Source organism: Paraglaciecola sp. (assembly GCF_030730205.1).
In the GTDB taxonomy this organism is placed as follows: Bacteria; Pseudomonadota; Gammaproteobacteria; order Enterobacterales; family Alteromonadaceae; genus Paraglaciecola.
In genome coordinates this window covers 1-10979 of record NZ_JANQVQ010000222.1, presented here as the reverse complement: position 1 = coordinate 10979, position 10979 = coordinate 1, and the positions used below count along the sequence as shown (strand labels likewise).

10 protein-coding genes are annotated in these 10979 nt (G+C 48.1%); 3 read left to right on the top strand and 7 right to left on the bottom strand.

Translation table 11 applies throughout. From position 1 onward, the window contains the following. Nucleotides 1–456 precede the first annotated feature (456 nt). Nucleotides 457–1071 (bottom strand): TetR/AcrR family transcriptional regulator, encoded by a 615-nt coding sequence (locus tag NWQ57_RS14930; RefSeq protein WP_306022958.1) that lies wholly within the window; start codon nucleotides 1069–1071, stop codon nucleotides 457–459. Between the two features lie 226 nt (nucleotides 1072–1297). On the opposite strand from NWQ57_RS14930, the gene NWQ57_RS14925 reads away from it, so the two are divergent. Beyond that, the gene (locus NWQ57_RS14925) at nucleotides 1298–1849 is read left to right on the top strand and encodes a PaaI family thioesterase (RefSeq protein ID WP_306022957.1); all 552 of its coding nucleotides are present in this window, start codon (nucleotides 1298–1300) and stop codon (nucleotides 1847–1849) included. Between the two features lie 2 nt (nucleotides 1850–1851). Next, nucleotides 1852–2304 (top strand): PaaI family thioesterase, encoded by a 453-nt coding sequence (locus tag NWQ57_RS14920; RefSeq protein ID WP_306022956.1) that lies wholly within the window; start codon nucleotides 1852–1854, stop codon nucleotides 2302–2304. Nucleotides 2305–2373: 69 nt separating this feature from the next. Here NWQ57_RS14920 and NWQ57_RS14915 read toward each other — a convergent pair whose 3' ends face one another. The 4 genes from NWQ57_RS14915 to NWQ57_RS14900 form a co-directional block, all read right to left on the bottom strand. Beyond that, a complete protein-coding gene (locus tag NWQ57_RS14915; RefSeq protein WP_306022955.1) occupies nucleotides 2374–3393 on the bottom strand; it encodes a BtrH N-terminal domain-containing protein in 1020 nt (339 codons plus the stop codon). A gap of 220 nt (nucleotides 3394–3613) precedes the next feature. After that, complete coding sequence (locus tag NWQ57_RS14910; RefSeq protein WP_306022954.1) at nucleotides 3614–5269, bottom strand: GMC family oxidoreductase; 1656 nt, start codon at nucleotides 5267–5269, stop codon at nucleotides 3614–3616. Next, nucleotides 5269–6681: a cytochrome P450 gene (locus tag NWQ57_RS14905; RefSeq protein WP_306022953.1), complete on the bottom strand. Its 1413-nt coding sequence runs from the start codon at nucleotides 6679–6681 to the stop codon at nucleotides 5269–5271. Before NWQ57_RS14905 ends, NWQ57_RS14910 begins: the two co-directional genes overlap by 1 nt. A gap of 14 nt (nucleotides 6682–6695) precedes the next feature. Next, entirely contained in the window at nucleotides 6696–7016 is a 321-nt protein-coding gene (locus NWQ57_RS14900) for a 2Fe-2S iron-sulfur cluster-binding protein (protein WP_116208173.1), read from the bottom strand. A gap of 126 nt (nucleotides 7017–7142) precedes the next feature. On the opposite strand from NWQ57_RS14900, the gene NWQ57_RS14895 reads away from it, so the two are divergent. Further along, on the top strand, nucleotides 7143–8204 hold the full coding sequence (locus tag NWQ57_RS14895; protein WP_116208063.1) for an AraC family transcriptional regulator: 1062 nt from the start codon (nucleotides 7143–7145) through the stop codon (nucleotides 8202–8204). Between the two features lie 433 nt (nucleotides 8205–8637). Here the strand turns inward: NWQ57_RS14895 and NWQ57_RS14890 are convergent, their stop codons facing one another. Both NWQ57_RS14890 and NWQ57_RS14885 read right to left on the bottom strand, forming a co-directional pair. Then, complete coding sequence (locus NWQ57_RS14890) at nucleotides 8638–10278, bottom strand: ShlB/FhaC/HecB family hemolysin secretion/activation protein (RefSeq protein WP_306022952.1); 1641 nt, start codon at nucleotides 10276–10278, stop codon at nucleotides 8638–8640. Nucleotides 10279–10316: 38 nt separating this feature from the next. Then, a partial coding sequence (locus NWQ57_RS14885; RefSeq protein ID WP_306022951.1) for a hypothetical protein occupies nucleotides 10317–10979 on the bottom strand: 663 nt, incomplete at its 5' end.

The window sequence follows — 10979 nt, the reverse complement described above, 5'->3', positions numbered from 1 at the left end:
TGCAGGAAGAATCAGTTTGTTCATGTGCTTTTTCCTTTTTATTATTGAAGCCTTATATTTAATACAAGCAATTAAACTGATGGCATCAGCTTCGATATCCAACAGATACCTATCCTAGCCAGTCAATCCGCCGATAGAGGGATCATCTATTGACATAGATAGGACATTTATTGACATACATCATAGAAATTCTGCTTCACAGAGGTGCTGACTAGCAACTGCATCAGTTGCAAGAGTACTGACAAGTTAACTTCTACACTCAGCAATAGTTGACCTGAACATCGCTACGCAACTACCGCTCTCCACGTTGCAAACGCAGCTGTCCTACTGCGTCGATAGTGACTTGCTGTGGTTAGGTGTCTACCTAGATTGAAGAGATTAGATACTGCAGCATGGCTAGTTAGAAATAACTAACCTGACCCAGTGAATTGAGTGACTTGCCAACCCGTTAACTTGTCAGGACTTTTCGCTAGGCACCACAAGCACGCTATTTATGACTAGCCAGACAAAGTCACCGATATCCTCTAACGAATAGCGTCCATTCTCATTAAACCAAGTAGCAACCCAATTTAATGCACCAAGACCAATGAGGCGCAATAAGTTCAAGTCTACGTCTTTGCGAATAGCACCCTTCTGTGCCAGTAACGATAACATTGCGCCCCAAAGAGCCTCATAACGATCGCGCAACTCAATCATTTCTTTACGCGCAGCCCCACGAAGCGAGCGCCACTCAAAAAGCAACACGTAAACCATATCGGAGCCAGTCACCAGCATTTTCAAATGAGCATTAATACTTCTGCGCAATTGCTCAACAGGATCACTCACGTTTACACAAGCTTCTGTTACTGCCAGCGTCGCTCGCTCTAAGCCTAGGCGCATAAGATCAACTAAAATAGCCTCTTTAGTTTGATAGCGGTAATGCAAGCTACCCGGAAGCATATTGCAAGCCTTAGCAACCTCTTTAACCGTCGTTCGCTCATACCCTTGATCTCTGAAAAGACGGGCAGCCGAGGTTAGTACTACCTCTCTTCCTAACTGATCAACTTGCTTAATTGGTCGCTTTGTACTCACACACACCTCATTATTTACGCCTTTCGAACTGTATCAGATGTCTTTCAATCAAGAATAGTTACTCACCATAAACCTTGCCCCACATGAGGCCTATTGCTCCTACGATCAACAATTCATTCTTTAAGAGGCTTCGACTTAGGAGGTAGTACAAATCAAAATGATATGGAGTTAGTTTGGTCAACCAACCAAATACTGGTGTAGTATGTTCGAAAATCTATATTCCTGCATGCGAACAAGAGCTTGCGCATCATCTCTTATCACTCAGAAGCCACTCATGAATGTATTTACCCCATCAGATAGCGACTCTTATCAAATTCCGCCTTCCGCTATCTCGGCTATCAAAGCAGCGAAACAATTCTCAGATAACGTCCCCCACAACCGCGATCTCGGCATGTTGGTAGAGTCTCTGAGAGACTCATCTGCCACCATGCGACTTCCCTACCGCGACCTACTTATTGGGGACTCTGAAAGAGATTGGATTTACAGTAGCGTTCTCTACAGCCTGGCAGATGCCACTTCTGGCATGGCTGTGTTTTGCGCACTTAACGAACTCACATCAATTGCTACATTGGATTTGCGCATCGACTATTTACGCCCGACGCAGGCTGGATACGACCTTATTGCCCATGCCACTTGCTACCGCCTAGCTCGACAGGTCGCCTTCACTCGTTGCACCTTACGATTAGAAGGTAGCAATGAGATCTGTGCCATTGCTACCGGCACCTTTTATTGCGGCAAACGCACCGGCGACCGCACTATCAGCACAATCGAGGATTGATCATGAAAAGCAAGCAGATCACATTGATTGCTGAGGCCGTTAGTGCCGGTCAGTATCAGTCCTTACTGGACTCTATTCCCTATATCAACCATCTTGGTATCCGCGTGAAAAGCCCCACAGATAATACATCCGCCCTCCTGCGCTTCCATCTGCCCTTTCGCACGGAAATCATCGGCAACCCCATGCTACCTGCTCTACATGGCGGAGTTATTGGCGCCCTGATGGAAACTGCTGGACTCATTCAAGTTATTGTATCCGAGCGCCAGCCACGCCTCCCCAAGATTATTGACTTTTCAGTAGACTATTTGCGTTCAGCACAAGCAAAGGATTGCTGGGCTACTTGTGATGTAGCTCGCATGGGAAGCCGCGTAGCCGCTATCAGTGTGCGTTGCTGGCAGGAAAGTGAATCCCGCCCGATTGCCACCGCACGCGCGCACTTACTACTGGTTGATTAATAGATATGACACCCTTGAGCCTTTAGGGCATAGGCAGTTTCCAGCAATGCAAAATGGAGGCCGACCGCACTACAGTCTGCTCATTACCTGCTGCACATACTGAGTTTCATGCAACTTGACACGAATAATTGCAGCCACAATTTCATGAATAGGAAATACATCCAACTCCGACGACACCTTCAATAAAGCAGCAAGATCCGACCACGCTGCGGCAGAACACCGCATCAACTCCACTAGGTTCGCAGCATGAACTGCCGGCAATATCGCACCGGCCTCTAATAGAAAATCAGCATACATAGCCCTGAAGCCGGAGCCGCCAGTGCCACGCTTCTCGATTACCTGATAAGCAAAGCGCAATAGCCAACGCCAGTTTTCCTCCGCTTGCCAGCGGGGCAGTGACTCAATCCAAGTATCTAGCGCCGAAAGGCCACTATTACGACTGCCCTCGGCAAGCGCTCGAGCATTATTGATGATAGCAGTCCTAACTTGCTCAGCACTGACTGTTACCTTCAAAGTTCGCGGAGCAAAAAGGTTGCCATAATGAATAAATGGTGGTGACGTTGAAAAGCGTGCATCGGCAAGACTGGCTGACGGCACAGATATCAGCCCAGGGCGCTCAGTATCACTGACCAACACTTCGTCACACGTCTGATCTAGCTGCCAAGCCACTATGGCATGACCAGGGAAATGAGTGCTGCTTCCGAAGTAAGGCAAGTGGTAAATGTCTGTGAGCAGCAATGCCGGCACCCCATCACTCAAAGCCTTATATAGATCTGCAGTAGCCGCACTCTTGTCCCGATAGCTCGACCAAGTAAACGGCACTTCCAGCGTGTTAAAAACACTCTCCTCAAAACCCATTGAGCGCACATGGACAATAAATGGTGTGGCCGAGTCCGGAATTTCAACATAGGTAATACCTAAGCCAGCCCCCAATCCAAAGCAGAAAGCTTCTGTTAGCTCAAGACCATGAAACTCCAGCAGATCACGAATTGCCGAGCTGCCACAGTGCAAACCTGGCCTGTGGCAGTGCTTTATTTGAGAGGCAGTGTCGCTAGCACCCAATATGTCACCTGATCCGAAAACTTGCATCAGGCCACCTGCTTAAAGTGTGCAGGCTTGTACACTGCAACCAATGCCTGAGCTACATAACCATCGCCAGTTGCAACCTGATCCCAAAAGAGGCAAACCGACTGAATTAAAAATCGTTTTCTCTCATGCAAATACATGGATATCGCACTCATATGACTCTCCATAACAAAACTTGAGGAGGTAAGGGTCATAAACCTCCAGTACATTTATTACATGCCATTTAGCTGCCAGTAGTTTTGGCATCTTCAAGGATCATAACGGCCCCTTTCTCAGCGATCATCGTTGCCGGCTGATTCGTATTACCACCAACCAAAGTTGGCATGATGGAAGCATCAACCACTCGCAAGCCTTGCAGTCCATAGACTCGCAAACGCGGATCTACTACCGCCATTGCATCTACCCCCATCTTGCAAGTGCCTACAGGGTGATAGGCCGACTCACCGCTAGTCCTCACCCATTCAGCCAGATCATCATCACTCCTCAACGCAGACCCAGGCGAAATCTCGACATCATGGTGCGACTCGAGCGCTTGCTGAGCTAAGATCTTGCGCACCAGATGAACGCCACGAACCAACTGCTCAACGTCGGCAGTCTCAGCCATATAGTTAGGGTCGATCAGCGGTGCCTGGAGCGGGTCTGCGCTGTGTAAACCAACGCGACCACGCGATAATGGCCTAAGCCCGTAAATCATGACGATATAGCCATAACCACTCATCGCCGTCTTAAAGTCCCGGCCATGATCAGCGTACAACATAGGGCCGAAGTGCAATTGCAGGTCGGGTATGGACTCCTCAGGGCGAGAGCGGATAAACCCGCCGGCCTCGGCACCGTTGCTTGTCAGTACACCGCGCCGCCCGGTCAAATATTGCAGTAGCGCCCGCATTCCCTTGAGCCAGTAGCTGGGATGCATGGAGATACCAAGGCGGCTGAGGGCTCTAACACGCATGAATACATCAATATGATCTTGCAGGTTCTGTCCAACACCCTCTAGCGCATGCCGTATTTCGATGCCGTGCCGAGACAACTCGTCGCGCGGGCCGATTCCAGATAGCATAAGTAGTTGCGGAGAGTTGAAGGCACCTCCGCAAAGAATCACCTCGCGGCCGGCACGAACCTGTACCATCCCTGTCGAACACTGATACTCAACACCGGCTGCTCGGGAACACTCAAGCAACACACGCGTAACATGCGCCTCACTACGAATAGTTAAATTACTACGACCTGCGGCAGGCTCGAGATAAGCTCGCGCATTACTGCATCGCTCGCCATCCTTCTGATAGGTGTAGTAAAAGCCTACGCCCTCCTGCTCTCTGCCGTTGAAATCCTCATTATGCCGATACCCCGCCTGCTTCGCAGCCTCAACAAACACCCTACTAAGCGGGTTTGTATAGCGACGCTCTGCAACATTAAGCGGACCAGCTCTACCATGATATGCAACATTGCTCGAGTTCGACTTCGGCTCGAAATGCTCAGATCTGCGAAAATATGGCAGTACATCAGCATACGACCATCCATCGCATCCTAGCCTAGCCCACTCATCATAGTCCCATGCATGTCCGCGAATATAAACCTGAGCATTGATAGCACTGGAACCTCCGAGCATCTTACCTCGAGGTTGAAACAACGCTCGGCCATACATGTGTCTCTGCGGCTCAGTGTTAAACTGCCAATTGAAACGACGACTGAACATTAGCTGCAGAAAGCCCAGCGGCATGCTTACAAAAGGATTTTTTCTGCTCTCGGGTCCAGCCTCCAGTAATAACACTGAATAACGACCACACTCAGAGAGTCGATTAGCAAGGACGCACCCAGCTGAGCCAGCGCCTACAACCACATAGTCGAATTGTTCAGGCGTCATCTTGGTCTGACTGATCATTAACTTTTTGCTGTCAGTTTAACCATCAACGTGGAGTAGCCCCGCACAAAGTTAGACTGCACACGCTCCGGCTCACCGACAACCTCAATATTATCAAAACGCTTGAGCAGCTCCTCCCACAGAATACGCAGCTGCAATTCGGCTAGACGGTTACCCATGCAACGATGAATACCGTAACCAAAAGAAATATGATTGCGCGCATCCTTTCGATCAATAATAAGTTGTTCAGGATTTTCAAATTTACGTTCGTCCCGATTCCCTGAGGCATACCACATCACCACGCGATCGCCCTTCTTGATAGTTTGACCACGCAGCTCCACATCCTTCGTAGCAACCCGGCGCATATTTGCAAGTGGAGTTTGCCAGCGAATTATTTCAGAGACCATATTTGGTATCAGCTCTGGATTCGCCTTTAATTTAGCGAACTCTTCAGGGAACTGATTTAAGGCCAGCACACCGCCACTCATGGAATTACGAGTAGTGTCATTACCACCAACAATAAGTAAGGCTAAATTCCCAATAAACTCCATTGGACGATTAATTAAATCCTTTGTTTCTTCGTTACTCTGCAGCATGCTAATTAAATCAAAGCTGGGGTTTTCGCCGGCAGCACGGCGCACTTCTTTGTCGCGCCAAAGTCTAGAAAAAGACCACGCCATTTCAGCAGCAGCATCAAACATGTTATCTTCATCGGTATATTCACCACCGGTCGCCGATGATGCGCCAGACAATCGATCCGACCAGTCTACTAACTTGTGACGCTCCTCATAAGGGAAGTCAAGCAGCGTAGCAAGCATACGCCCCGTCAGCTCTTTCGATACGGTAGGAACCCAATTGAAAGGCTCGCCTAGAGGCAAACTGTCGAGCACCTCGCAGGCGCGACTGCGGATCAACCCTTCCATTTCCTTCAAGTTCTGCGGCGCTACCACACCTTGAACTACCCGACGTTGCACATCATGCTTGGGCGGATCCATGGCGATAAACATTTCTACCGATAGCCCTTCTGGGGGATCACCCAAAACAATTTGTGGCTCGGAAGAAAAAAGCTCGTAATTTTTGTCTACGAACAAAATATCTTCATAGCGCGTCACCGACCAAAATGGACCGAACTGACTATTTTTCTGATAGTGCACTGGAGCTTCATCACGAAGTCGCTTGAAATAAGCATCCGACTGACCTTGTCGATACAAGAAAGGGTTGCTGGTGTCGATGTCCTCGATCGCCAAGCTGTCAACGTCAGGCAAAGTCGCTTCGACAAAATTTACTTGAGGGCGCGACGAACCTAGGGCCTTCTTCTTAACCTTCATTAATATCTTCAGAGCCTTAATCTGCAGATGCATAGGCACTAATTTGGATGTGACATTTATCACTTTTGTTTGAATTGCATCTTGTGTACTTGAGTTCGATGACATGGTGACCTCCGCGCTCACATTTGAAATTCTGGCAACTTAATAATTAAACCGTCCATATCCTCAGAGGTTTTGACCTGGCAACCCAGCCGCGATGTCCTAGCTCGCTCTGGAGTCATCGAAAGCATCTGCTCCTCAGCATCGTTGACAGCCCCTGTCTTTCCGAACCACTCATCTGCAATAACCATGTGACAGGTACCGCAAGCGCACTCCCCACCACAATCTCCATCAATACCGGGAACAGCATTATCTAAGGCAATTTGCATCAGCGTTGTTCCAGCCTCAAACTCTGCGACATGTCTGGTGTTGTCACGCTCAATAAAGATTATTTTGCTCACTGCTACTCTCTTAACCATATGTTGTTTGAGGCTTAGCTTGTCGGTAACCCGATGTGCAAGCGAGGACATTTCTTGACATAACAGGGACATTTCAAGACAATTTAGGGAATATTCTGAGAAGAGCTTATGGCTATAAAGCCACCGCAGAGAGGAAATCAAACCTCCGAAGCCGACATTCAATCAAGTTACTCGCGACTGATCGCTCGTGAACTTGGCTTATCAGCACGGCAATTGCCAAAGCTGCTATGCGGAACAGGTCTCAACGTTAAACAGTTTCTAATTGAGGACAGCCTCCTCTCCGTACATCAGCAGATCCTAATTCTACGAAATGCACTAACGCTATCTGAAAGATCTGGATTTGGACTCCGACTTGGTTCGCGACTAACCCCTGCAACGCACGGTGTAGTCGGCGTGGTCGCTTACAGCAGCCCAGACCTTCTCTCCGCACTACAAGCGTTTCAAGCATTCCTTCCCACGCGAGCAAGCTTTATTGAATTACACTTACATCAGATTGACGATCGTCTTGAGTGCATAGCTAGCTTTCAGGTACAGCTTGATGAAGATATTGAAAGGTGCCTAGCGGAGGCAGTCATCAAATCATTTTTCGAAATTGGCGAGTTCATCGTAGGTAGCCCTTTATATGAGACAGATGTCTATTTTCGCCATCCCCCACCCCCGTATCAGGATTTCTACTCGGACTATTTGCCGGGATCTATTCATTTTGGTTGCGCTCAATTAAAGCTTACTTTCCCAATGGCATTGTGCAGAGTAGCAAACGCCTCAGCCAATAATGAAAACTATCGCCTAGCATTTAAGCAGTGCGAGCTCATGCTTGCGCGACTTCAAAACCATAAACCGAACTATCAGACACTAGTCAAAAAATTAATGCTTTCACACCCTACTGGAGCTCTATGCGAAGAAGAAGCCGCTGCAGCCTTATTCATGGGAAAACGCACTCTTTCGCGTAAACTTAAAGAGGAAAATAGTAGTTTTCGGCAAGTACGAGACGAAATTTTATCCCGACGGGCAGCTACCTATTTACGTGATACTCAACTGTCCGTAGAGGCTATCGCTTTGCTGCTTGGCTATCACGATACTGCAAGTTTCAGACGAGCCTTCAAACGCTGGTTTGTTATGCCTCCCGTCCAATACAGAAAATGCAACGGTACTGACAAGTTAACTTCTTAGCTCAGCAATAGTTGACCTTTACGCCTTTAAGCAACCACTGCTCTCCACACTGCGAACGTAGCTGTGCTACTGCGTCGATAATGACTAGCTGAAGTTAGGTGTCTTCCAAGATTGAATAGGTTAGATACTGCAGCATGATTCGTTAGAAATAGTTGTGCCTGGGTAATCCCCCCAGAAATTAATCGGATTCAGAAGTAGAATTTCTCTCAAATACGACGTCAAAACCCAAATTCGTCACAGTCGTCGTGAGTGAAACCTTAATTTAGGTGTAAAAACCTCATGAGTCTTTTTGGGTTACCACGAACATAAACCTGCCATTGGCAGGTTTATGTTCGTTGGTGCGATGTTTATTTCAATGAATCACTGAGTTTGATGAGGAAGGCCTTTAACGAAAACCAAAGACCTTCCCCTTATTCAAGTCTAAACATAAAACTTAAAACGCATATCCCACACTGAGCCAGCCCGTATATTGGCCATCACGCGGGTCACTCTCAGGGTCACCACCGACTAAACGACGGGCAATGATGGATTCCAAATTGAAACGACCAGCCTGGTAGCGCACACCAATACCGGCACCCGATAATGTGCGATTGTTTTTACCCACCGCTATAGGATTCTGTTCGGTGCGTACACGTCCACCGTCGTAGAATAAGAACGGCGACACGTTTTCTGTCATGCGTAAGCGCAACTCCACTTGACCAAAGGCACCTTCATCACCAGTACCTTCGCCGGTGGGGTAAGCACGCACTGCAAAAGGACCACCGAGTGAGTAACTCTCGGAGCTGTCTAAATTACGACGGGCTTTTTGGCCATTCATGCGGGCATACAGGCTTAAGGTATTGCTCAGGCGCTGCAAACGAACCAAATCTGCATTAAGGCGTGAGTAGCTGCCATTAACACGACCGAGGTCTGGCTGTCCGGTTTTGATACGACCCATGGTCCATTCCACTTGACCATAGCTGATGCCGTACTGATCTAGGCGATCAAAGCTTAGTTGTGCCACACCACTGTCGCTGGCACGGGATTGACGAGCGTTAACCGAACGTTGTTCATCAAAAAAGCGTTTGTGCTGACCTTGAACCGACAGGTTGACATTGGTATTCCGCGAACGGAGCAAGGGGTAACTCAAACCCAATGAGGTGGTTTGTGCTTCACCCGTGGCTTGCAAGTTGGCAAACTCGCGTGCCAAACGGTATTCGGTATAGCTATAACCTGCGGTTGCCCGTAGACCATTGGCCCCAAGGGGTAGACTGTAATTGAGTGAGCCTGAGCGTAGGTCTTTGTCACTGGTGAGTAATGACACACTTAATTGATCACCGACCATCAGTGGGCTATTAACCTGCACATTGGCTCGAGCTTGCACATAACCGGTGTAGCGGTTGCCATGGTTGTTGAGACTCACTGAGCCACGAATCAGCGGCTGGCGTGTCAGCTTAACGTGCAGGTCACCAGTACCAACCATTTGTCCTGGTTTAATAATGGGTAGTACGTCATAACCTGGCTGATCATCCAGAATTAAGATCTGACGTTCTAAGGCTGCGGCGTAAATTGGGGTGTTGGTTTTTAATGGACTTAAAAACCGTTGCGCCTGCGCACTGCGAGCTGGGCTATCAGCCTCGGCGGTAACGCGACCATATCGACCTTCCACCACGGTAATGGTCAGTGTGCCATTTTGAAAACCATTTTCCGGCACAAAGGCTTTAGCAAAGCTGTAGCCTTTGCTGCGATAAAACATCGAAATCTGATCGGCTAGTTGATATAGCCCAGCCAAATCATGGGGTTTACCCAGTGCAGGCTGAATGACCTGAATCAGCTGTTGTTGGCTAAAACCCGTGTTGCCACTAAACGCAACGGCATTTAAGGTGATCTGAGGGCCGCCAGGTTGTACTACATCACTGCCAGGGGTTGGTAGCGTAATGGAGACACCGGGACGTGGGGCTTCAACAGGCTGTTGCAGTTCGCGCGTTAGGCGGCCGGCATCGGGGGCAACTGCCGGCAAGGCTGCTATTGCTAGGGTCGGCAGTGAAAGGCCTAACCCAATCAATGCAGCAACAAGTGGATGTCGTTTTAACATCGCAATATCCTTTTTAAATTTGAAATTAACAGTTCTTATCATTCTTCTTCACTCAACTCATTAGGCAAATTGATGCCGCCATCAACAACAAAAACTTGCCCAGGAAGAACTTGCTGTCCAGTTGTCACCATGAAAGTTAAAGAATTATTTTCATCTTCGAATAACATAAAGGCGTCACGGTTGGCTGTCGAAGGTTGCATCTCAGATAAGTTCAAACGGTTGGCATTTGCTATAGCTGCTTCACGATCGACTACGTCTATAGTCGGCTGTTCAGGCTCAACAACGTTAGGGCCCCCGAGTAAAGTCAAGCTCCTAACATTAGGCTCTGCAACTTGAATTAAATTATTAGAGCCCAATGTTACGTCTTCTCCAGTTACTGAGACATTTTCACCAAAATTGTTATTAAGGTTTGGCAAATCGATATCTGTAACTGAAACAAGAGTGGTATCACTTTCAACTTGAAGAGAGCTTTCAAGAGATTGTGAAATCGGACCACCAACACTTACATTCAAATTCAAAGCATTGGTTGAACCCAAAACGACGCCATTTATGTCTGTAATTGATACATCAGAACCAGTAGCAGCAACGCTATTAAAGTCATTACCTGCTTGCGTCAGGGTGACGGCATTCGAGCCTGCATTGACGGTCGTTGAACCTATAACAGTGGCCGCAGCCGTTTGAGTTACTGCGCCGCCGGCATT

What these genes read in the sequence shown, in the direction of transcription:
- NWQ57_RS14925 (WP_306022957.1), top strand. Translation starts at nt 1,298, where the DNA reads ATGCGAACAAGAGCTTGCGCATCATCTCTTATCACTCAGAAGCCACTC.
- NWQ57_RS14920 (WP_306022956.1), top strand. Translation starts at nt 1,852, where the DNA reads ATGAAAAGCAAGCAGATCACATTGATTGCTGAGGCCGTTAGTGCCGGT.
- NWQ57_RS14915 (WP_306022955.1), bottom strand. Translation starts at nt 3,393, where the DNA reads ATGCAAGTTTTCGGATCAGGTGACATATTGGGTGCTAGCGACACTGCC.
- NWQ57_RS14910 (WP_306022954.1), bottom strand. Translation starts at nt 5,269, where the DNA reads ATGATCAGTCAGACCAAGATGACGCCTGAACAATTCGACTATGTGGTT.
- NWQ57_RS14905 (WP_306022953.1), bottom strand. Translation starts at nt 6,681, where the DNA reads ATGTCATCGAACTCAAGTACACAAGATGCAATTCAAACAAAAGTGATA.
- NWQ57_RS14895 (WP_116208063.1), top strand. Translation starts at nt 7,143, where the DNA reads ATGGCTATAAAGCCACCGCAGAGAGGAAATCAAACCTCCGAAGCCGAC.
- NWQ57_RS14890 (WP_306022952.1), bottom strand. Translation starts at nt 10,278, where the DNA reads ATGTTAAAACGACATCCACTTGTTGCTGCATTGATTGGGTTAGGCCTT.